Source organism: Variovorax sp. 54, from assembly GCF_002754375.1.
Taxonomy (GTDB): Bacteria; Pseudomonadota; Gammaproteobacteria; order Burkholderiales; family Burkholderiaceae_C; genus Variovorax.
Window position 1 is genome coordinate 4571800 of sequence record NZ_PEFF01000001.1, and the last position, 21813, is coordinate 4593612.

A 21813-nucleotide genomic window follows, 5' to 3' on the forward strand; every position below is an offset into this window, starting at 1 on the left:
GGGCGTGCCTCAAATAGGCTTGAAGTGTTCGAAGGGTTCGCGGCAGGCCATGCAGCGGTACAGGGCCTTGCACGCCGTGGAGCCGAAGGCCGAGAGCCGCTCGGTGCGCTCGCTGGCGCAGCGCGGACAGGCGATGCGTTCGCCGGCCATGCGGCCGAAGAGCTTGATCGGCACGGCGGTGGTGGAGGCCTGCTCGGGCGTGAGGTGCGCGGGCGGCGCAATGCCGTAGGCCTTGAGCTTGTCGCGGCCTTCGTCGCTGATCCAGTCGCTGGTCCAGGCGGGTGCGCGGCGCAGCGTGGCGCGCGCGCGGCCCAGGCCGGCCTGTTCGATGGCGGCCAGCACGTCGTGTTCGATGGCTTCGGTGGCGGGGCAGCCGGAGTAGGTCGGCGTGAGCACGATCTCGAGGCCGTCGTCGTGCTCGATCACCTCGCGCACGATGCCCAGGTCGCAGACCGACACGGCCGGCACCTCGGGGTCGGACACGGTGTGCAGCACGGCCCAGGCGGCCTCGACACGCGATGCGACGTCGGTGGTCACCACACGCCTCCGGGGAAGCTGCGCTGCAGATGCTGCATCTCGGCCAGGATGTAGCCCATGTGCTCGCTGTGCACGCCATGCTTGCCGGTGCTGCGGAAGGCGGTTTCCTTCGGCATGGCGAGGCCGGCCGCGTCGAGCACCTGCTGCATGTCGGCAAGCCAGGGCTCGCGCAGCTCGCTCCATGCGGGGCCGAGGCCACTGGCGCTGGCTTGCGCATCGACGTCGTCGCTCTCGAACAGCTCGGGCACATAGAGCCACAGCTGCTTGAGCGCCTTCTCGGTGCGGCGGCGCGATTCGTCGGTGCCGTCGCCCAGGCGCACGACCCAGTCGGCCGAGTGCTGCTGGTGGTAGCGCGCTTCCTTCAGCGCCTTGCCGGCGATGGCGGCCACCTCGGCGTCGCTCGATGCGGCCAGGCGCTGCCACAGCAGCTTGAGCAGCGTGGCGACCATGGTGTTGCGCAGCACGGCAAACGCGAAGTCGCCGCGCGGCAGCTCGACCAGCGTGAGGTTGAAGTAGTCGCGCTCGTCGCGCAGGTAGGCGAGCTGGTCTTCGTCGTGCGCGCGGTCAGCCCCTTCGAGCTTGCCGGCGTGCGTGAGCACGGCGCGGGCCTGGCCGACGAGGTCGAGCGCGATGTTGGCCATCGCGATGTCTTCTTCGAGCACCGGTGCGTGGCCGCACCATTCGCCCAGGCGCTGCGCGAGCACCAGGCAGGTGTCGCCGATGCGCAGCAGGTAGTGCACGGCGGGCGTGCGGTTCAGTTCGATCGAGGCTTGCATGTCAGTGGCTCTGTCTTGCTCCCTCTCCCCTTGGGGAGAGGGCTGGGGTGAGGGCATGGGCGGTGGATAAAGCCTGTCGGTGGTGAAGGCCGGCGGCCCTCACCCCAACCCTCTCCCAGAGGGAGAGGGAGCAACACGGGGTCCGTTCGCAAGTGCGCATCGGGGCCTCACATGTGGTCCACGGACTTGGGCAGTGCGTAGAAGGTGGGGTGGCGGTAGACCTTGTCTTCGGCCGGGTCGAAGAACATGTCCTTGTCGCCCGGGTCGCTGGCCACGATCTGGTCGGAGCGCACCACCCAGATGCTGCTGCCTTCCTGGCGGCGCGTGTAGACGTCGCGCGCCATCTGGATCGCCATCTTCGGATCGACCGCGTGCAGGCTGCCGCAGTGCTTGTGGTCCAGGCCGGCCTTGCTGCGCACGAACACTTCCCACAGGGGCCACTCTTGTTTCACTTCGGTGCTCATGCTGCTTCCTTCAGAGGTTGTTTGTTGGCGTGGGCCATCGCGGCTTCGCGCACCCAGGCGCCGTCGTCCCAGGCGTCCACGCGGGCCTGCAGGCGTTCGCGGTTGCAGGGGCCGTCGCCGGCGATCACGCGCCAGAATTCGCTCCAGTCGATGACGCCGAAGTCGTGCGACTGGCGTTCTTCGTTCCACTTGAGGTCGGGGTCGGGCAGCGTCACACCGAGGATCGCGGCCTGTTCGACGGTGGCGTCGATGAACTTCTGGCGCAGCTCGTCGTTGCTGAAGCGCTTGATGCCCCAGCGCATCGACTGCGCCGAGTTGGGCGACTGGTCGTCGGGCGGGCCGAACATCATGATCGAGGGCCACCACCAGCGGTTGACCGCGTCCTGCACCATGGCCTTCTGCGCGTCGGTGCCTTGCTTCATCATGGTCAGCAGTGCTTCGTAGCCTTGGCGCTGGTGAAAGCTCTCTTCGCGGCAGATGCGGATCATGGCGCGTGCATACGGTGCGTACGAACAGCGGCAGATCGGCACCTGGTTCATGATGGCCGCGCCGTCGACCAGCCAGCCGATGGTGCCCATGTCGGCCCAGCTCAGCGTGGGGTAGTTGAAGATCGAGCTGTACTTGGCCTTGCCCGTGTGCAGCGCGTCGAACATCTGGTCGCGCGAGGTGCCCAGCGTTTCGGCGGCGGCGTACAGGTAGAGGCCGTGGCCGCCTTCGTCCTGCACCTTGGCCAGCAGGATGGCCTTGCGCTTGAGCGTGGGCGCGCGGCTGATCCAGTTGCCCTCGGGCAGCATGCCGACGATTTCGGAGTGCGCGTGCTGGCTGATCTGGCGCACCAGCGTCTTGCGGTAGTGCTCGGGCATCCAGTCTTTCGCCTCGATGAAGTCGCCGGCGTCGATGCGGGCGTCGAAGCGTTCCTCGAGACGCAGCTCGTCGGCGGAGCGCACGGCCTTCTGCTTGCCGTCGCCTGCGTCCTTGCCCATCGTGTCCATGGCCTGGGTGTACATGTGCGTGTCCTTTCGGTGCGGTGTGTGGGGCGCGCGGGTGGCTCAGCGCGGGCGCGTGTCGATCACGCGGCGGGCCTTGCCGGTCTGCGTGCGTTCCATTTCGTCGGGGCCGTGCACGACCACGCGGGTGGAGATGCCGATGAGCGTCTTCACGCGGTGCTGCACCCAGTCGGAGATGGCCGTGCGGTCGGCCGCGGCGGCCTCGTGCGGTGTGAGTTCGCAGTGCACCTCGACCTGGTCGAGCAGGCCTTCGCGGCTCACGCGCACCTGGTACAGGCCGGTGAGGGCGCTGTGTGCGAGCACGATCTCTTCCACCTGCGTGGGGAAGACGTTCACGCCGCGGATGATCATCATGTCGTCGCTGCGCCCGACGATCTTGCCCATGCGGCGGAACGCGCGCGAGGTGGGCGGCAACAGGCGCGTGAGGTCGCGCGTGCGGTAGCGCACGATCGGCATGGCCTCCTTGCTCAGCGAGGTGAAGACGAGTTCGCCTTCTTCGCCGTCGGCCTTCAGCGCGCCCGTTTCGGGGTCGATGATCTCGGGGTAGAAGTGGTCTTCCCAGATGACGGGGCCGTCCTTGCTCTCGACGCATTCGCTGGCCACGCCCGGGCCCATCACTTCGGAGAGGCCGTAGATGTCGACGGCGTCGATGCCGGCCTTGGTCTCGATGTCGCGGCGCATGGCCTCGGTCCACGGCTCGGCGCCGAAGATGCCGAGCTTGAGTGAGCTGTCTTTGGCATCAAGGCCCTGGCGCTCGAACTGCTCGATGATCACCTGCATGTAGCTGGGCGTGACCATGATGATGTCCGGCTTGAAATCTTGAATCAGCTGCACCTGCTTCTCGGTCTGGCCACCTGACATCGGGATGACGGTGCAGCCCGCGCGCTCGGCGCCGTAATGCGCACCGAGGCCGCCGGTGAAGAGGCCGTAGCCGTAGGCGACGTGGATCATGTCGCCCGGCCGTCCGCCTGCTGCGCGGATCGAGCGCGCAACGAGGTCGGCCCAGGTGTCGATGTCGTTCTTGGTGTAGCCCACCACGGTCGGCTTGCCGGTGGTGCCCGACGACGCGTGGATGCGCGCCACCTGCGTGCGCGGCACGGCGAACATGCCGAAGGGGTAGTTGTCGCGCAGGTCGGTCTTCACCGTGAACGGGAACTTCGACAGGTCGGCCAGCGACTTCAGGTCGTCGGGGTGTACGCCCTTCGCATCGAAGGCCTGGCGGTAGTGCGGCACGTTGTCATAGGCGTTGCGCAGCGTGGCGCGCAGGCGCGTGAGCTGCAGCGCGGCGATCTCGTCGCGGCTGGCGGTTTCGATCGGGTCGAGGTCGCCGGGGGCGGGGCGTTTCACGGTCATGGTGTCTTGTCTCCTCAGGCGGCGGGTACGGCGGGCCGGCCCTTGGCGGTGTACGAGCGGCCGCGGAACATCGCGATGCGCTCGCCGCGCTGGTTGGTGATTTCGGTGTCGTACACGCCGGTGCGGCCGGCCTTCGACACCTCGAAGCAGCGCGCGGTGAGCACGTCGTCCTCGCGCGCCGGCGCGAGGAAGTCGATGGCGAAGCCCGAGGCCACGGTCAGCTCGTTGTACGAGTTGCAGGCGAAGGCGAAGGTGGAATCGGCCAGCGTGGCCATGAAGCCGCCGTGGCAGATGGCGTGGCCGTTGAGCATGTCGGGGCGCACGCGCATTTCGAGCGTGGCCTGGCCGGGGCCGACCTCGACGATGCGCATGCCCAGGCCCTTGCTGGCGTTGTCGTTCGCGAACATGCCGTCGCGCACGTACTCGGCGGTCTGTTGCGGGGTGCGGGAGGAAGCGTCGGTCATCTCAGCGGTCCTTGAACACCGGGGCGCGCTTGGCGCGGAAAGCCTCGACACCTTCGCGGTAGTCGTCGGCATTGCCCATCTCACGTTGGATGCGCGCTTCTTCGGCGAGTGCCGCGCCGAGGTCGAGGTTCTGCGCGGCGGCCATGGCCTCGCGGGTGGCGACCAGTGCGCGCGTCGGCATGCCGGCCAGGCGCGCCGCCAGCGCGGCGGCGGTGTCGGCCAGGGCTGCGTCGTCCACGCACTGCCAGATCAGGCCGATGCGCGCGGCTTCTTCGGCGGGCAGCTTGTCGCCCAGCATCGCGATGCCCAGCGCGCGGGCCGGGCCCACGAGGCGCGGCAGCAGCCAGGTGCCGCCGGTGTCGGGCACGAGGCCGATCTTGGTGAAGGCCTGGATGAAGCTGGCCGAGCGGCCGGCCACGACGAGGTCGCAGCACAGCGCGAGGTTGGCGCCCGCGCCGGCCGCCACGCCGTTGACGGCGGCAACCACCGGCACCGGCATCGAGCGCAGGCGTGCGACCAGCGGGCCGTAATAAGCAGAGATGACGTGGCCCAGGTCCTTGGGCGCGGCGCCCGGCGTGGGGTCGGGCGCGACCGACGGGTCGGCCAGGTCCTGCCCCGCGCAGAAGGCGCGGCCGGCGCCGGTGAGCACCACGCAGCGCACGCTGCTGTCGGCGGCCGCGGCTTCGAGCGCGGCCAGCAGCTCGGCGTGCAGCCCGGTCGTGAAGCTGTTGAGCGCCGCGGGGCGATTCAGGCTCAGCGTGCGGACGGCGCCGCTGTCGCTGATGAGTACCAAAGGCTCAGTCATGCGTGTCTCTTTCATCCTTTGTGGGGCCGTATCGGCAGGCAAACACTATTGACCGACCGTTCGGTTGATTTTAGGATCGACCTCGATTCCGGCACAAGCGGGGTGCATTCAGGGCAAACCCTGAGACTCGCAAAAAACAAGGAGACCGAATGCCCAGCTATTCCATCGACGGCGTGATTCCTGTCGTCGACCCGAGCGCCTACGTGCATCCCACGGCCGTGCTGATCGGCGACGTGGTCGTCGGCCCGCACTGTTATGTGGGCCCCTGCGCCAGCCTGCGCGGCGACTTCGGCCGCATCGTGCTGCAGGAGGGCTCCAACGTGCAGGACCATTGCTGCATCCACGGCTTTCCCGACAACGACACGGTGGTGGAGGTCAACGGCCACATCGGTCACGGCGCGATCCTGCACAGCTGCATCGTGCGGCGCGACGCGCTGGTCGGCATGAACGCGGTGGTGATGGACGAGGCCGAGGTGGGCGAGCAAGCCATCGTCGCGGCTTGCGCCTTCGTGCCCGCCGGCATGAAGGTGCCCGCGCGCTCGCTCGCAGCGGGCATTCCGGCCAAGGTGCGGCGCGAGCTCAGCGACGAAGAGATCGCCTGGAAGCTCGAAGGCACCCACACCTACCAGGCGCTGACCGTGCGCAGCCTCGCGAGCCTGCACGAGGTGACGCCGCTCGCCGAGGTCGAAAAAGACCGGCCGCGCCTGCCCGCCACCGACGTGAAATCCCTGATCGCTACCCGCCGCGGGTAGCCCTGCGGCTTCATGCAAGATCGAGCCTGCTGCATGCCAGCAACCGACAGATAACCCAGGAAGAAGACCCGATGCCGCGTGGAAGATCCGCCACCTACGACGACCAGCGCGAACTGATCCTTGCGCAGGCCGCCCAGCTGTTCGCCCGCCGTGGCTACCCCGCGACCTCGATGAACCAGGTCGCCGAGGCCTGCAACCTGTCGAAGGCCACGCTCTACCACTACTACAAGGACAAGAGCAGCCTGCTCATCAGCATCGCCGAGACGCACGTCTCGAAGCTGGCGGCGCTGGTGGCCGAGGAAGAAGCCAACCCGCACACCGACGAGGAGCGGCTGCGCCGCTTCATCTACCGCATCGTCGAGGAGTACGCCGGCGCGCAGGACGCGCACCGCGTGCTCACCGACGACGTGCGTTTTCTCGCAGACGAAGACCGCGAGCGCGTGCTCGACCAGGAGCGCGCCGTGGTCGCGGGCTTTGCGCGTGCCGTGTCGGCGCTGCGCCCCGGCGCACCGAGCGACGAGCTCGCCAAGCCGCTGACCATGCTGCTGTTCGGCATGATCAACTGGATGTTCACCTGGATGAAGCCCGGCGGCCGGCTCGACCACGCGGCCATCGCGCCGATCGTGGCCGACCTGTTTTTGGGCGGGGTGGGGGCGGTGAAGCTGCCGCCCGCTGCCCCTTCGGAGAGCGCTAAAGAATCCGGTTGAACCAGAGCAGCGACAGCCCCGCCGACAGCAGCGTGAGCACCGCAGCGCCCAGCGCGAACAGGGCCGAGATCTCGGTTTCTTTCTTCTCCACGGTGAGCTTGGAGCTCAGCGTTTCGTAGACCTTCTTCAGGTCGCTCGCGGTGCCGGCGTAGAAGTACTCGGCGCTGGTCTTGTTGGCGATGGCCTTGAGGGTTTCTTCGTCCAGCCGCACGCGCATCGACCAGCCTTCGAAGCCGATGGTTTCGCCGTCGACCGTGCCCACGCCCACCGTGTAGATGCGCACGCCGCGGTCGGCCGCGGCCTTGGCGGCGTCGAGCGGGTCGACACCGGTGGTGCGCTGGCCGTCGGTCAGCATGATGATCGCGGCCGAGGTGAACGAGCCGGGTGCCACGGGCGTGAACTCTTTCAGCTGCTTCTCGTTCTGGTCGATCGGAATGCCGCGCTGTCGGCTCGGTGCGCTGAACTGCGAGATGTCGATGCCCGCGTCGGGGAACAGCGTGGCCAGCGACACCACGATGGCGTTGCCCGTCGCCGTGGCGCGCTGCAGCTGGAAGCTGTCGATGGCCGTCACGAGGTCGTCGTGGTTGGTGGTGGGCAACTGCGCCACCTGCGCGCTGCCCGCGAAGGCGACGATGCCCACCTTCACGTGGCGCGGCAGGTCCTTGATGAAGCTCTTGGCCGCCTCCTGCGCCGCCACCAGGCGGTTGGGCAGCACGTCGGCCGCGCGCATGCTGCCCGACACGTCCATCGCCAGGATGATGGTCTGCTGGTTCGACGGCAGCACCACCACCGCCATCGGCCGCGCCGCCGCCACGAGCATGGCGGCCATGGCCACCAGGAACAGCAGCGGCGGAATGTGGCGCCGCAGGCTCTGGCCCGGGCCCATGGCCTCGCGCACGATCGACAGGCTGGCGTAGCGCACCGCCATCTTCTTCTTGCGGCGGATCAGCCAGACATAGAGCAGCACCAGCAGCGGCAAGGCCGCCAGCAGCCAGAGGAATTGAGGCCAGAGGAATGTCATGCCGCCACCACCGCCTTCCCGCCACCCGCTGCGACGCCACGAACCCGGCGCTTGCGCAGGTCCGCGAATCGCACGATGGCTTCGACCAGGTCGTCATTGGTCGAGAGTTCGAGGGCGTCGACGCCGGCCCGGGCCAGCGTGGTGCGCAGGGTGGTTTCGCGCTCGGCGGCCAGCCGCGCAAAGCGTTTGCGGAACCCCGCGTCATGGGTGTCGACCCACAGCTGCTCGCCGGTCTCGGCGTCGCGCAGCGGCACCAGGCCGAGGTCGGGCAGCTCGAGTTCGAGCGGATCGAACAGGCGCACGGCAATCACTTCATGCCGCTGCACCAATTGGCCCAGCGGGCGCTCCCAGCCGGGCTCGCTGAGAAAGTCGGACACCACGAACACGGTCGAGCGGCGCGGCATGAGCGAGGCGGCCGAGGTCAGCAGGTCGGCCAGGCGCGTCATGCCTTTCTGCGTGGGCGCGGCCTCGGCCTGGTTCGCGCGCTTTTCCATCGCGTGCAGCAGGTGCAGCACGTGGCGGCGGCCGGTGCGCGGCGGAATCACGGCCTCGAGGTCGCGGCCGTAGACCAGCGCGCCGACCCGGTTGCCGTGTCGCGTGAGCAGCCGCGCAAGCACGCCGACGAAGCCGGCCGAGATTTCGCGCTTGGCCTTCAGGCCCGAGCCGAAATCGACCGAGCGGCTCAGGTCGAGCACGAACCACGCGGACATCTCGCGGTCTTCGGTGAACACGCGCACGTGCGGCGTCTGCAGGCGGGCGGTGACGTTCCAGTCGATGTGGCGCACGTCGTCGTGGTGCTGGTACTCGCGCAGGTCGGCCAGGTCGAGGCCGGTGCCGCGCATCAGCGTGCGGTAGTCGCCCTGCAGCAGGCCGTCGAGGCGGCGGATCACGGTCCATTCGAGCCGGCGCAGCGCGCGTTCGGCCCCGCCGGCTTCGATCGCGAGCCGGTCGTCGTTCGCGGCCTCGGGGGCCTTACGCCACCAGCTTTTCATGTTCCAACGGCTTGGGGGGTGCAGGCACGGCCTTCATGATCTTTTCGATCAGCCCGTCGGGCGTGAGCCCTTCGGACAGGCCTTCGTAGGACAGCGTCACGCGGTGGCGCAGCACGTCGGGCACCAGCGCGCTCATGTCTTCGGGCAGTGCGTAGCTGCGACCGCGCAGCAGCGCCAGGGCGCGCGCGCCTTCGGTGAGGCTGATGCTCGCGCGCGGGCTGGCGCCGAAGGTGATGAAGCGGCGCAGGTCTTTCAGGCCGTGCTTCTCGGGCGTTCGCGTGGCCGACACCAGCTTCACGGCGTATTGAATGAGCGAGGGGTCGACGTACACGCGCCGCGCCTCGGCCTGCAGCTCGGCCAGCTGTTCGGTGGTGGCGACCGGCGTGGCCGAGACGGCCGGGCCGATCACGCGCTGCACGATCACGAATTCTTCTTCGTCGCTCGGGTAATCAACCATCACCTTCATCATGAAGCGGTCGACCTGCGCCTCGGGCAGCGGGTAGGTGCCCTCGGTCTCGATCGGGTTCTGCGTGGCCATCACGAGAAAGGGGCGCGGCACCTTGTGCGTTTCGCCGGCGATGGTGACCTGGCGCTCCTGCATCACTTCGAGCAGCGCGCTCTGCACCTTGGCCGGCGCGCGGTTGATCTCGTCGGCCAGCAGCAGGTTGGCGAACACCGGGCCCAGCGAGGTGCTGAACTCGCCCGTCTTCTGGTTGTAGATGCGCGTGCCCACGAGGTCGGCCGGCACCAGGTCGGGCGTGAACTGGATGCGCTTGAACTGGCCGCGCACGGTGTCGGCCAGCGTCTTGATGGTGAGCGTCTTGGCCAGCCCCGGCACGCCCTCGACCAGCAGGTGGCCGCCCGCGAGCATCGCGACCATCACGCGCTCGAGAAAGCGGTCTTGCCCCACGACCACGCGCTTCACCTCGTAGAGGATCTGCTCCATCAGCTCGGCGGTGGCGGGGGCCGTGGAAAAGGTCGACGAGGTCGGGTTTTCTGTGCTCATGCGAAGGGCTTTCTTTCGAAAAAATCAGAAAGGCGGCGAGCCGGCCGCAGAGGCGGCGTTCTCGATCGGCACCGCGAAGGCGATGCCGATGAAGGTGCGCTGCTGCGTCGGGTTGAGGATGGCGGTGACGATGCCGAGCACCTCGCCGTCCATGTTGATGAGCGGCCCGCCGGAGTTGCCGGGATTGGCGGCGGCGTCGAACTGGATCAGGTTACCCAGCTCCTGCTTGCCCTCGGGCGAGCGAAAGGAGCGCTTCAGGCCCGACACCACGCCGGCCGACACCGAGGGCCCGATGCCGAACGGAAAGCCCACGGCGGCCACCTGGTCGCCGGGGCGCAGGTCGGCGGTGGAGCGCATCACGGCGGGAATCAGGTCGTCGGGAATCTTCTGCGCCTGCAGCACCGCGAGGTCGTTCTCGGGCTGCACGCCGGTGATGACGGCGATGGCTTCCAGGCCGTCGGCGAAGGTGACCTTGATCTTCTCGGCGCCGGCAACCACGTGCAGGTTGGTGAGGATCACGCCCTTGTCGACGATCACCACGCCCGTGCCCACGCCGCGTTCGACCTCGCCCGGCGTGCCGCCATCGGCGGGCGCCTCGGGCGGCTTGCCCTTGGCCATGTTGCGGCCACGCTTCTGGGTCTTGGCCTCGGGCGTGGCCTTCTCGGGGCCGTAGCCGACCACGCGCACGACCGAGGGCCGCACGATGTCGGCGGCCCTGGCAGCGGGTGAGGGGAGGGTGTTGGTCTGCAGCGTGCGCAGCACGGCGGCGTCGATGTCTTTTTGCGTGAGCGCCTTGCCGGCGTGGCGCGGTGCCCAGTAGGCGCCGCCCGCGGCGAGGGCCATGAAGGCGACGGTGAGCAGTGCGAAGGCGCGGCGTCCGGGCTGCCAGCGTGCGCGAGGGGGTGGGGCTTGCACGGCCTCGGCCACAGCCGCGGCATCCGCCGGCGACCCGGCCGCCGGTTCTGCGGCCGGCGGCAGCGTGCGGGGCGAGCGGCTGTAGAAAGCGGGCCTGCGCATCGGAGCACCTCCGGCAAAAAGGGACGCGTGAAGGAGTTCACAGTAGCACGCTTTCCGCGCCTGTGCATCCCTTCGGGCATCATCGCGCGATGGCTGCGTTTGTCGATACCCACTGTCACCTCGATGCGCCCGAATTCGGGGCGGAGATGCCTGTCATCCGCGCCCGCGCCGCCGCGCAGGGCGTGGTGCTGTGCGTCATTCCGGCGGTGGCGGCCTTCAACTTCGCCACCGTGCGCGAACTGGCGCACAAGCAGGGCGACGCCTACGCGCTGGGCATCCACCCGCTGTGCACGGGCGAGGCGAGCGACGCCGACCTGCAGACGCTCGACGCCGAACTGCACGCACGCCGCGACGACCCGCGCCTGGTGGCGGTCGGCGAGATCGGGCTCGACTACTTCGTCGAAGGCCTGGACGCCGACAAACAGGAACGCTTCTTTCACACTCAGTTGCAACTGGCGCGCAAGCACGGGCTGCCCGTGCTCATCCATGTGCGGCGCTCGGTCGACAAGGTGCTCAAGCACCTGCGCCAGACCGCGGGCGGGCGGCCGTGGCAGGGCATCGCGCATGCATTCAACGGCAGCGAGCAGCAGGCGCAGGCCTGCATCGAGATCGGGCTCAAACTGGGTTTCGGCGGCGCCGTGACCTTCGAGCGCGCGCTGCAACTGCGCCGCCTCGCGGCCACGCTGCCGATGGACGCGTTGGTGATGGAAACCGACGCGCCCGACATCCAGCCGCATTGGCTCTACCGCACGCAGGCACAGCGCGAGGCCGGGCAGCCGCAGGGCCGCAACGAGCCCGGCGAGCTGCCGCGCATTGCGGAAGTGGTGGCGCAATTGCGGGGCATCGACATCGCGTCGCTGGCTGAAAACACGACGCGCAATGCGGTGGCGGCCCTGCCGAAGCTCCAAAGTCTGCTGAACGTGTCGGAGGGGCGTCCGCCTGCCGCGTAGGTCAAGTTCCCGACTTGCGCCAGCGCAGGCCATCGGGCCGTTTTTGCTGTCATCCTTGAAGTTCGAAGTGACGTTGGTTGTCCAGTGGCACTGTCGTCACTCCGCACTTCACTCAAAAAAGGAGTCTTTCATGACCACATCTTTTGTTCGCACCCTGCCCGTCGCGCTCGCTTTGGCGCTGGCCTCCATCGGCGTGTCGGCCGTCGCGCAGACCACCGCGGCACCCGCCACGGCCGAGCCCTCCACGGTCGAGAAGGTGAAGGAAGCCGGCAAGGATGCCGTCGATGCGACCGCACGCGGCACCGAGAAGGCCTGGGACGCCACCAAGAGCACGACCAAGAAGGCCGTGAACGCGACCGAGAACGGCGCCGAGAAGGCCTGGGATGCCACCAAGAGCGGCACCAAGAAGGCGGCCAACGCCACCGAGCGCGGCACCAAGAAGGCCTGGAAGGCCACCAAGCACACGACCAAGAAGGCCACCACCGCCACCAAGAACGTGGCCGTGAAGACCGGTGACGCGGTCGAGAACGCCGGCCACAAGACGGCCGACGGCATGCGCAGCGCCGGCAAGGCGATCGGCGAGAAGGTGCCGGGCACGGCCGAGAACGAAGCGGCCAAGAAGCCGTAACTTCCCTCCCTCGGGGCTTCGGTCCCGTCCTCGAAAGAACCCGCTTCGGCGGGTTTTTTCATGGGCGTTCGTGCACACCGTGTGGCAATGCCAAGATACCGCCCATGACACCGACCGCCGTCCCGTCCCCGACTGTTGCCGCCGCCACCGTCGGCACGGTGCTGACCGGCCTCGCGCCCCTCGTCTCTTCGAACACACGTGTGCTCATTCTCGGCAGCTTCCCGGGCGTCAAGTCGCTCGTGCAGCAGCAGTACTATGCGCATCCCCAAAATCAGTTCTGGAAGATCTTGCACGCCCTCTGGCCCGACCCCCCGCTTCCGACGGGCGCAGACAGCTACCGCGCGCGCTGCGACTGGCTGCTCGATCGCGGCCTCGGCGTGTGGGACGTGTACGGCGCCTGCGAGCGCGAGGGCAGCCTCGACACAGCCATCCGCTCACCGGTCGTGAACGACATCGCCGGCCTGCAGTTGCCGAAGCTCGCAGCCATCGCCCACAACGGCGGCGAGAGCTTCAAGCACGCACGCCACACGCGCGCCCTCGGCGTGCCGGTCTATTCATTGCCATCCACCAGCCCCGCCAACGCGTCATGGTCCTTCGAGCGCAAGCTCGCGGCCTGGCGCGAGGTCTTCGTTGCCCACCACCTTCTCTGATGGCTTCCACCGCACACAAGAAAACCCTCGTTCTCCCTGAAGTCAACTTTTCCGACTGGGGCGACATCCGCTACCTGCACCTGGGCACCGAATGGGTCCAGGGCTCGATGAAGCTCGACGCACCCTTCGAGATCGAGCTCGAGTACGTGCAGCGCATGATGGCCTGGCTGCTGTTCGTCGACAGCAAGGGCGTGGGCAACCGCCACGCGATGCAGCTCGGCCTGGGCGCGGCCACGCTCACCAAGTTCAGCCGCAAGACGCTGCGCATGCGCACCACCGCGGTCGAGCTGAACCCGCAGGTGGTGGCGGCCTGCCGCGGCTGGTTCAAGCTGCCGGCCGACGACCTGAAGCTGCGCGTGGTGATCGCCGATGCGGCCGAGGAAATCCGCAAGCCCGAATGGCAAGGCACGGTCGACGCGCTGCAGGTCGACCTGTACGACCACGAGGCCGCCGCGCCGGTGCTCGACAGCGAAGACTTCTATGCCGACTGCCGCGCGCTGCTCACCGAAGACGGCTGCATGACGGTCAACTTGTTCGGCCGCTCGTCGAGCTACGAGCGCAGCCTCGAGAAAATCGCCGCCGCCTTCGGTGCCGATGCGGTGTGGGCCTTCAAGCCGACGCGCGAAGGCAACACGGTGGTGCTGGCCCAGCGCACACCGTCGCGCCCGAAGCGCGAGGTGCTTGCCGAGCGCGCCCAAACCATCCAGACTCGCTGGGGCCTGCCTGCGCCGAAATGGCTGCGGGTGTTCAAGCCGATGACGCTTTCCCTCACCACCTGATCACCTGACCTCTGGTTCATGAGCGCTGTACCCGCCGCCGCTTCCGCCCCCGCCGCCCGCCACGAAGGTCCGCTCGACCTGCGTCGCCTGATCGAATGGCTCGCCACCGATGGCGTGATCTCGCCGATGGAGGCCAAGCGCACCATCGCGCGCTGCGCCCAGGCCGAGAGCCGGCAGGCACCGCTGGTGCGCCTGGCCAATGTCGCCATGACGCGCGAGGCCGACGGCAAGCCGCTCGACCTCGAAGCGCTCACGCAGTGGCTCGCCGGCCGTGCCGGCCTGACCTACCTGCGCATCGATCCGCTCAAGGTCGACGTGGGCAAGGTGGCCGACACCATGAGCGCCGGGTATGCCGAGCGCCACAAGGTGCTGCCCGTGCAAGTTTTGCCGAACGAGGTGGTGGTGGCCACGGCCGAACCGTTTCTCACCGACTGGATCGCCGAGGTCGAGCGCCAGTCGAAGCGCACGGTGCGCCGCGTGGTGGCCAACCCGTCGGACATCCAGCGCTACACGGCTGAATTTTTCGCGCTCGCCAAGTCGGTGCGCGCCGCGCAGAAGGCCGGCGGCAACACCGGCGGCGCGAGCTTCGAGCAGCTGGTCGAGCTGGGCAAGAGCACCAAGCAGCTCGACGCCAACGACCAGAGCGTGGTGCAGGTGGTCGACTGGCTGTGGCAGTACGCCTTCGACCAGCGCGCCAGCGACATCCACCTGGAGCCGCGCCGCGAGCAGGGCGTGATCCGTTTCCGCATCGACGGCATCCTGCACCCCGCCTACCAGATGCCCATGGGCGTGATGAACGCGATGGTCGCGCGCATCAAGCTGCTGGGCCGCATGGACGTGGTCGAAAAGCGCCGTCCGCTCGACGGCCGCATCAAGACCCGCAACATGCGCGGCGACGAAGTCGAGATGCGTCTGTCCACCTTGCCGACCGCCTTCGGCGAGAAGATGGTCATGCGGATCTTCGACCCCGACACCGCGGTGAAAGACCTCGACGCGCTGGGCTTCGCGCAGCACGACGCGCAGCGCTGGGAACAGCTTGTCACGCGGCCGAACGGCATCATCCTGGTGACCGGGCCCACGGGTTCGGGCAAGACCACCACGCTGTATTCCACGCTCAAGCGCGTGGCGACCGAAGAGGTCAACGTGAGCACGGTCGAAGACCCGATCGAAATGATCGAGCCCTCGTTCAACCAGACGCAGGTGCAGCCGCAGCTCGACTTCGGTTTCACCGAAGGCCTGCGTGCGCTGATGCGGCAGGACCCGGACATCATCATGGTCGGCGAAATTCGCGACCTTGCCACCGCCGAGATGGCGGTGCAGGCCGCGCTCACCGGCCACCTCGTGTTCAGCACGCTGCACACCAACGACGCGCCGAGCGCCATCACGCGGATGATGGAACTGGGCGTGCCCTCGTACCTCATCACCGCCGTGATGCTGGGCGTGCTCGCGCAGCGGCTGGTGCGCACGCTGTGCCCGCATTGCAAGCAGCCCGACGACACGGTCACGCGCGAAAGCCTCGAGGCCATCGTCAAGCCGTGGCAGATCACCGGCCCCGTGCGAGCCTACAAGCCGGTGGGCTGCGTCGATTGCCGCATGACGGGCTACATGGGCCGCATGGGCCTGTACGAACTGCTGAGCGTGACCGAGCCTTTCAAGGACCAGGTCACGAAGGAGCCCAACCTCACCGGGCTGCGGCGCCAGGCCGTGATCGACGGCATGCGGCCGCTGCGATTGGCCGGCGCACTGCGCGTGGCCGAAGGCGTGACGACCATCGAGGAAGTGCTCAGCGCGACCCCTCCACTCGAGTAGAAACAGGTGCCTCGGTCCGACGAGGCATGAGTCATTTCGGGTTATCCCTACCCCCTCGGTTAGTGGAATCCACATCAGCCTGACCGGAGGCTGACTCGACAATCCCGCATCGAAATTGTTCGAGGAGACTGTTCGTGAAAATCAAAAGTCAGAAAGACTTTTTCTCGGGACTGATGTTCACCGTCGTGGGCGTGGCGTTCGCATGGGGCGCCACCACCTACAGCGTGGGCAGCGGCGCCCGCATGGGTCCGGGTTACTTCCCGTTGATGCTCGGCATCCTGATGGCCCTCATCGGTCTGGGCATCATGTTCAGCGGGCTCACCGTTGAAACGACCGACGGCGAAAAGATCGGCAAGTGGGCCTGGAAGCAAGTGGTGTTCATCCTGGGCGCCAACCTGGCCTTCGGCGTGCTGCTCGGCGGCCTGCCGAGCATCGGCGTGCCGGCCATGGGCATGATCATCGCGATCTACGCGCTCGTGATCATCTCGAGCCTCGCCGGCCACGAGTTCAAGCTGCCTACCGTGCTGGTCCTGGCCACCATCCTGGCCATCGGCAGCTACGTCGCATTCATCTGGGCGCTCAAGCTGCAGATCCAGGTCTGGCCGACCTTCATCACCGGTTGAGACGAAGAAAGCTGCTCACACCATGGAACTGTTTGAACACCTCTCGATGGGTTTTGGCGTTGCCTTTACCTTCACGAACCTGCTGTACTGCCTGGTCGGCTGCATTCTGGGCACGCTGATCGGCGTGCTCCCGGGCATCGGCCCGGTCGCGACCATCGCGATGCTGCTGCCCGCCACGTACGCGCTGCCGCCCGTGTCGGCGCTGATCATGCTGGCCGGTATCTATTACGGCGCGCAATACGGTGGCTCGACCACCGCGATTCTGGTAAACCTGCCGGGCGAATCGTCGTCGGTGGTGACCGTGATCGACGGCTACCAGATGGCGCGCAAGGGCCGAGCAGGTCCGGCGCTCGCCGCGGCCGGCCTGGGCTCGTTCTTCGCAGGTTGCGTCGGCACGCTGATTCTTGCCGCCTTCGCTCCGCCGCTGACCGAGCTGGCCTTCAAGTTCGGCCCGGCCGAATACTTCTCGCTGATGATCCTGGGCCTGATCGGCGCCGTGGTGCTGGCATCGGGTTCGCTGCTCAAGGCGATCGCGATGATCGTGCTGGGCCTGCTGATGGGCCTGGTCGGTACCGACGTGAACTCGGGTGTCGCACGCTACAGCTTCGACATTCCTGAACTCACCGACGGCATCGGCTTCGTGGCCATCGCCATGGGCGTGTTCGGCTACGGCGAAATCATTGCCAACCTCTCGCGTCCGGACGACGAGCGCGAAGTGTTCACCGCCAAGGTCTCGGGCCTGTTCCCGACCAAGGAAGACTTCAAGCGCATGGTGCCTGCCGTGCTGCGCGGCACGGCGCTGGGTTCTGCCCTGGGCATCCTGCCCGGCGGCGGTGCACTGCTGGCGGCTTTCGCGGCCTACACCATCGAGAAGAAGACCAAGCTGAAGCCGGGCGAAGTGCCGTTCGGCAAGGGCAACATCCGCGGCGTGGCAGCACCCGAGTCGGCCAACAACGCCGGCGCGCAGACCTCCTTCATTCCGCTGCTGACGCTGGGCATTCCGCCCAACGCCGTGATGGCGCTGATGGTGGGCGCAATGACCATCCACAACATCCAGCCGGGCCCGCAGGTGATGACCAGCAACCCCGAGCTGTTCTGGGGCCTGATCGCCTCGATGTGGCTGGGCAACGCGATGCTGATCATCCTGAACCTGCCGCTGATCGGCATGTGGATCAAGCTGCTGTCGGTGCCTTACAAGTTCCTGTTCCCGGCGATCGTGCTGTTCTGCGCGATCGGCGTGTACTCGACCAACAACAACACCTTCGACATCTGGATGGTGGGCATCTTCGGTCTGGTGGGCTACACCTTCTTCAAGCTGGGTTGCGAACCTGCGCCGCTGCTGCTGGGCTTCATCCTGGGCCCGATGATGGAAGAGAACCTGCGCCGTTCGCTGCTGCTGTCGCGTGGCGACTGGAGCGTGTTCGTGACGCGTCCGATCTCGGCCAGCCTGCTGGCGGCCGCGGCCCTGCTGCTCATCATCGTGCTGTTGCCGGCCGTGAAGTCCAAACGCGAAGAGGCCTTCGTCGAAGAGTGATCGACGGGCTTTCTCTGAACGCACAAACGGCGCCTTCGGGCGCCGTTTTTCGTTGGGGCTTCGCAGTGGCACGATTGATGCAATGGATTCATATATCTATCCGATAAATCCATTTCCCTTTTCAATGCCCGGCGTGTCCAATCCTGCGGCCACGTCGGACAAGGCGCGCCCTCGACACACCACCTCGGACACAATGAATTCCATGAAACGAACCACCCGTATCGCGCTCGCCGCGGCCGCGCTGGTGCTGGCCGCGGTGCCTGCCCTGGCCCAGAATTATCCGAACCGTCCGATTCGCCTGATCGTGCCGTTCCCGGCGGCCGGTGCCACCGACCTCTTCGCCCGCACGCTGGGCCAGAAGATGAGCGAGAAGCTCGGCGCCCAGCTGGTCATCGACAACAAGCCCGGCGCGGGCGGTGCGATCGGTTCCGACCAGGCCGCCAAGGCGCCGCCCGACGGCTACACGCTGCTGCTCGCAACCACGAGCACGCACGCCATCGGCCCGGCCATCACGCCCAGGCTGCCCTACGACACGGTGCGCGACTTCACGCCCATCGCCCACGTGGGCGATGCGCCGAGCATCATGCTGGTGCCGGTCAACACGCCCGCGAAGACGGTGCGCGAGTGGATCGACCACGCGAAGAAGAACCCCGGCAAGCTCAACTACGCATCGAGCGGCAACGGCACCATCGTGCAGCTCACGGCGGAGCTGTTCAAGGCACAGGCCGGCGTGTTCGTCACGCACATTCCCTACCGCGGCACGGCCCTCGCGGTGCCCGACCTCATCAGCGGCAAGGTCGACGTGCTGTTCGACTCGCTGCCCACCGGCATGCCGCACGTGCGCGACGGCCGGCTGCGCGCACTGGGCGTCACATCGCTCAAGCGCAGCCCGCTGGCGCCCGAGCTGCCGCCCATCGCCGACACGTTGCCCGGCTTCGAGTCGAACACCTGGTTCGGCTTCTACGGTCCGAAGGGGCTGCCGGCCGACATCGTGGCGCGCGTGAACAAGGCCGCCAACGAGGCGCTGGCCGACCCTGAAGTGAAAGACAAGCTCGCCCGCCTGGGCATCGAGCCGGCGAACGCGGGCACGCCCGAGCAGTTCGCAAAGATGGTGGCCGTTGACGCCGCCAAGTGGAAAAAGATCGTCGTCGATCGCAAGATCACCAACGACTAACTAGGCTCGCCCCCAGGCTGCGCGCACTTCGTGTCGCTTCGCCAACCCCCTACCGGGGGCAACACCTGCGGCCCGGCAAAGCCGGTTCCGCGGTGTTTCTGAATGGTTCATGTCGCCCTTGAAAGCACTGTATGAAGTTTGATTACGCCAACCCCTACCTCTCGACCCGCCTCCCGGTCTTCGCACGCAACGTGGTCGCGACCTCGCATCCGCTGGCCGCGCAGGCGGGCCTGCGCATTCTTCAGCAGGGCGGCAACGCGGTCGACGCGGCCATTGCCACGGCCGCCGTGATGACGCTGGTCGAGCCCGTGAGCAACGGCCTGGGCAGCGACGCCTTCTGCATCCTGTGGGACGGCAAGGAACTGCACGGCCTCAACGCCTCGGGTCCCGCGCCGAAGGCCTGGACGCCCGAGTACTTCAAGGCCAAGTACGGCGCCGACGCCGTCACGCCGCCGATGCGCGGCATCGACTCGGTCACGGTACCGGGCGCGGTGCGCGGCTGGGTCGCGATGAGCGACCGTTTCGGCAAGCTACCTTTCGCCGACCTGATGGCGCCCGCCATCGACATCGCCGAGCGCGGCTACCTCGTGCCGCCGGTGGTGCAGGGCAAGTGGGCGGCGGCCACGCCGATCCTGCAATCGCAGCCCGGCTTTGCGCAGGCCTTCCTGCCCTGGGGCCGCGCGCCCGAGATCGGCGAGCTGTTCCGCTTCACCGCGGCGGCACGCGCGCTCAAGGCCATCGCACGCACCAAGGGCGAGGCCTACTACAGCGGCGAGATCGCCGAAGCCATCGCCAAGTTTTCGAAGGAACACGGCGGCGCGCTCACCGTGGCCGACATGGCGGCCTACCAGCCCGAGTGGGTGGCGCCCATCTCGCGCGACTACCGCGGCCACACGCTGCACGAGATCCCGCCGAACGGCCAGGGCATCGCGGCGCTGATCGCGCTGGGCATCCTCGAGAAGTTCGACATCGCCTCGCTGCCGGTCGACTCGGTGCAGTCGCAGCACTTGCAGATCGAAGCGATGAAGCTGGCCTTCGCCGACGTGTACCGCTACGTGTCGGAGCCATCGTCGATGACGGTGACCCCCGCGCAAATGCTCGATGACGCCTACCTGGCTTCGCGTGCGAGACTCATCGACGTGAACAAGGCGCAGGACTTCAAGGCCGGCAACCCGGTCAAGGGCGGCACCATCTACCTCACCGCGGCGGACGAGAGCGGCATGATGGTGAGCTTCATCCAGAGCAACTACATGGGCTTCGGCTCGGGTTGCGTCGAACCCGAGTTCGGCATCAGCCTGCAGAACCGCGGCCACGGCTTCAGCCTCAAGGCCGAGAGCCCGAACGTGGTGGCGCCGGGCAAGCGCCCGTTCCACACCATCATCCCGGCCTTCCTCACCAAGGACGGCCAGCCGGTGATGAGCTTCGGCGTGATGGGCGGCAACATGCAGCCGCAAGGCCACATGCAGACGCTGGTGCGCATGCTCGACTACGGCCAGAACCCGCAGGCCGCGTGCGACGCACCGCGCTGGCGCTTCAATGCGGGGCTCGAGATCAACGTCGAGGCCGCGATGAATGCCGACACGCTGCAGGGCCTGCGCGACCTGGGCCATCACCTGGACGTGATCAACGACTCCTACCAGGACTTCGGCGCCGGCCAGTTCATCTGGCGCGCGGGCGAGCCTTCGGTCGAAGGCTATGTCGCGGCAAGCGATCCGCGCCGCGACGGCCTCGCTGCAGGCTACTGAGGATCAAGGGATGATCGGGGGATGAACAAAGCAGCCGCATCGGCCGGCACTCCCCCGCACGCACACGAGGCCGCTCGCAAGGGCTACGCCACCGGCCTCGTCCTTGCCACGCTGGGCGCCATCGCCTTCAGCGGCAAGGCCATCATCGTCAAGCTGGCGTACCGCTACGGCGTCGACGCCATCACGCTCATCATGCTGCGCATGCTTTTTGCGCTGCCGCTGTTCGCGCTGATGGCGTGGTGGGCCGGCCGCGGCAAGCCCGCACTCACGACGCGCGACTGGCTCGGCATTTTGGGGCTCGGCTTCTCGGGCTACTACCTCGCGAGCTTTCTCGACTTTGCCGGGCTGGCCTACATCTCGGCCAGCTTCGAGCGGCTGATCCTGTACCTCAACCCCACGCTGGTGCTGTTCTTCGGCTGGCTGCTGTACCGGCGCCGCCCGACGCGCCCGCAGGTGTTCGGCATGGTCGTGAGCTATGCCGGCGTGTTGCTGGTGTTCGGCCACGAACTCTGGACCGGCGGCGACGGCAAGGGCGGCGGCGCTGCGGCATGGGGCGCGTTCCTCGTGTTCCTGAGCGCGGTGAGCTATGCGGGCTACCTCGTGTACAGCGGCGAGTTCGTCAAGCGGCTGGGCTCGCTGCGGCTCGTGGGGCTGGCGACCACTGTGGCCTGCCTGCTGTGCATCCTGCAGTTCGTGCTCACGCGGCCGATGAGCGCGGCGATGGCGGTCGCGCCCGAGGTGATCTGGCTGTCGGTGCTCAACGCCACGCTCTGCACCGCTGTGCCTGTCCTCATGGTGATGATGGCCATCGAGCGCATCGGGCCCGCCATTGCGGCGCAAACCGGCATGATCGGACCCCTGTCGACCATCCTCATGGGGGTGGTCATATTGGGTGAGCCGTTCACCGCGTGGATCGCGGCCGGCACGGTGCTCGTCATTGCGGGCATCTTCGTTTTCACACGCAAGGGGCGTTAGCTAGCCGCGCAGCGGTTCGCCGCCCCTGCACGATCAATCGATCGA

The 21813-nt window shown here is 67.5% G+C and carries 23 protein-coding genes; 12 read left to right on the forward strand and 11 right to left on the reverse strand.

All coding sequences use genetic code 11. From position 1 onward, the window contains the following. Positions 1–9: 9 nt before the first annotated feature. From paaD to CLU95_RS21115, 7 genes are all read right to left on the reverse strand, one after another. Positions 10–537, reverse strand: a complete 528-nt coding sequence (gene paaD / locus CLU95_RS21085; RefSeq protein WP_099795397.1) for a 1,2-phenylacetyl-CoA epoxidase subunit PaaD — start codon at positions 535–537, stop codon at positions 10–12. Further along, positions 534–1313 carry a 1,2-phenylacetyl-CoA epoxidase subunit PaaC gene (gene paaC / locus CLU95_RS21090; protein WP_099795398.1) on the reverse strand — a complete coding sequence of 260 codons (780 nt, stop codon included), beginning with the start codon at positions 1311–1313 and terminating at the stop codon, positions 534–536. The genes paaD and paaC overlap by 4 nt, the downstream gene beginning before the upstream one ends. A 167-nt stretch (positions 1314–1480) precedes the next feature. Beyond that, on the reverse strand, positions 1481–1777 hold the full coding sequence (gene paaB / locus CLU95_RS21095; RefSeq protein WP_056578133.1) for a 1,2-phenylacetyl-CoA epoxidase subunit PaaB: 297 nt from the start codon (positions 1775–1777) through the stop codon (positions 1481–1483). After that, positions 1774–2784: a 1,2-phenylacetyl-CoA epoxidase subunit PaaA gene (gene paaA / locus CLU95_RS21100; protein ID WP_099795399.1), complete on the reverse strand. Its 1011-nt coding sequence runs from the start codon at positions 2782–2784 to the stop codon at positions 1774–1776. Before paaA ends, paaB begins: the two co-directional genes overlap by 4 nt. Positions 2785–2826: 42 nt before the next feature. Then, entirely contained in the window at positions 2827–4137 is a 1311-nt protein-coding gene (paaK, locus tag CLU95_RS21105) for a phenylacetate--CoA ligase PaaK (RefSeq protein ID WP_099795400.1), read from the reverse strand. A 14-nt stretch (positions 4138–4151) separates the two neighbouring features. After that, positions 4152–4601, reverse strand: a complete 450-nt coding sequence (paaI, locus tag CLU95_RS21110; protein WP_099795401.1) for a hydroxyphenylacetyl-CoA thioesterase PaaI — start codon at positions 4599–4601, stop codon at positions 4152–4154. Between the two features lies 1 nt (position 4602). Continuing rightward, a complete protein-coding gene (locus tag CLU95_RS21115; protein WP_099795402.1) occupies positions 4603–5406 on the reverse strand; it encodes an enoyl-CoA hydratase-related protein in 804 nt (267 codons plus the stop codon). Positions 5407–5555: 149 nt separating this feature from the next. Here CLU95_RS21115 and CLU95_RS21120 point away from each other — a divergent pair, with 149 nt between their 5' ends. Both CLU95_RS21120 and CLU95_RS21125 read left to right on the forward strand, forming a co-directional pair. Further along, a complete protein-coding gene (locus tag CLU95_RS21120; RefSeq protein WP_099795403.1) occupies positions 5556–6158 on the forward strand; it encodes a phenylacetic acid degradation protein PaaY in 603 nt (200 codons plus the stop codon). 71 nt (positions 6159–6229) lie between these two features. Further along, positions 6230–6865, forward strand: a complete 636-nt coding sequence (locus tag CLU95_RS21125) for a TetR/AcrR family transcriptional regulator (RefSeq protein ID WP_099795404.1) — start codon at positions 6230–6232, stop codon at positions 6863–6865. Here CLU95_RS21125 and CLU95_RS21130 read toward each other — a convergent pair. The 4 genes from CLU95_RS21130 to CLU95_RS21145 are packed head-to-tail and all read right to left on the reverse strand — an operon-like array spanning position 6849 to position 10901. Beyond that, positions 6849–7886 carry a VWA domain-containing protein gene (locus CLU95_RS21130; RefSeq protein ID WP_099795405.1) on the reverse strand — a complete coding sequence of 346 codons (1038 nt, stop codon included), beginning with the start codon at positions 7884–7886 and terminating at the stop codon, positions 6849–6851. The genes CLU95_RS21125 and CLU95_RS21130 overlap by 17 nt on opposite strands. Next, positions 7883–8878 (reverse strand): DUF58 domain-containing protein, encoded by a 996-nt coding sequence (locus tag CLU95_RS21135; RefSeq protein ID WP_099795406.1) that lies wholly within the window; start codon positions 8876–8878, stop codon positions 7883–7885. The genes CLU95_RS21130 and CLU95_RS21135 overlap by 4 nt, the downstream gene beginning before the upstream one ends. Continuing rightward, positions 8859–9884 carry an AAA family ATPase gene (locus CLU95_RS21140; RefSeq protein WP_099795407.1) on the reverse strand — a complete coding sequence of 342 codons (1026 nt, stop codon included), beginning with the start codon at positions 9882–9884 and terminating at the stop codon, positions 8859–8861. The genes CLU95_RS21135 and CLU95_RS21140 overlap by 20 nt, the downstream gene beginning before the upstream one ends. Positions 9885–9908: 24 nt before the next feature. Beyond that, positions 9909–10901, reverse strand: coding sequence for a S1C family serine protease (locus CLU95_RS21145; RefSeq protein ID WP_099795408.1), 993 nt, complete (start codon positions 10899–10901; stop codon positions 9909–9911). An 89-nt stretch (positions 10902–10990) separates the two neighbouring features. Here CLU95_RS21145 and CLU95_RS21150 point away from each other — a divergent pair, with 89 nt between their 5' ends. From CLU95_RS21150 to CLU95_RS21195, 10 genes are all read left to right on the forward strand, one after another. Further along, positions 10991–11851 (forward strand): TatD family hydrolase, encoded by an 861-nt coding sequence (locus CLU95_RS21150; protein ID WP_099797417.1) that lies wholly within the window; start codon positions 10991–10993, stop codon positions 11849–11851. A 130-nt stretch (positions 11852–11981) separates the two neighbouring features. Beyond that, positions 11982–12479 carry a hypothetical protein gene (locus CLU95_RS21155; protein WP_099795409.1) on the forward strand — a complete coding sequence of 166 codons (498 nt, stop codon included), beginning with the start codon at positions 11982–11984 and terminating at the stop codon, positions 12477–12479. 104 nt (positions 12480–12583) lie between these two features. Then, entirely contained in the window at positions 12584–13129 is a 546-nt protein-coding gene (locus CLU95_RS21160; RefSeq protein ID WP_099795410.1) for a DNA-deoxyinosine glycosylase, read from the forward strand. After that, entirely contained in the window at positions 13129–13908 is a 780-nt protein-coding gene (locus CLU95_RS21165; RefSeq protein ID WP_099795411.1) for a spermidine synthase, read from the forward strand. Before CLU95_RS21160 ends, CLU95_RS21165 begins: the two co-directional genes overlap by 1 nt. An 18-nt stretch (positions 13909–13926) precedes the next feature. Beyond that, complete coding sequence (locus CLU95_RS21170) at positions 13927–15717, forward strand: GspE/PulE family protein (protein WP_099795412.1); 1791 nt, start codon at positions 13927–13929, stop codon at positions 15715–15717. 134 nt (positions 15718–15851) lie between these two features. Further along, complete coding sequence (locus CLU95_RS21175) at positions 15852–16340, forward strand: tripartite tricarboxylate transporter TctB family protein (protein WP_099795413.1); 489 nt, start codon at positions 15852–15854, stop codon at positions 16338–16340. A 22-nt stretch (positions 16341–16362) separates the two neighbouring features. Further along, entirely contained in the window at positions 16363–17874 is a 1512-nt protein-coding gene (locus CLU95_RS21180) for a tripartite tricarboxylate transporter permease (protein WP_099795414.1), read from the forward strand. 202 nt (positions 17875–18076) lie between these two features. Continuing rightward, the gene (locus tag CLU95_RS21185; protein ID WP_099795415.1) at positions 18077–19048 is read left to right on the forward strand and encodes a Bug family tripartite tricarboxylate transporter substrate binding protein; all 972 of its coding nucleotides are present in this window, start codon (positions 18077–18079) and stop codon (positions 19046–19048) included. Between the two features lie 131 nt (positions 19049–19179). Beyond that, positions 19180–20793 (forward strand): gamma-glutamyltransferase family protein, encoded by a 1614-nt coding sequence (locus CLU95_RS21190; RefSeq protein ID WP_099795416.1) that lies wholly within the window; start codon positions 19180–19182, stop codon positions 20791–20793. Between the two features lie 21 nt (positions 20794–20814). After that, positions 20815–21768 carry a DMT family transporter gene (locus CLU95_RS21195; RefSeq protein WP_099795417.1) on the forward strand — a complete coding sequence of 318 codons (954 nt, stop codon included), beginning with the start codon at positions 20815–20817 and terminating at the stop codon, positions 21766–21768. Positions 21769–21813: the final 45 nt, after the last annotated feature.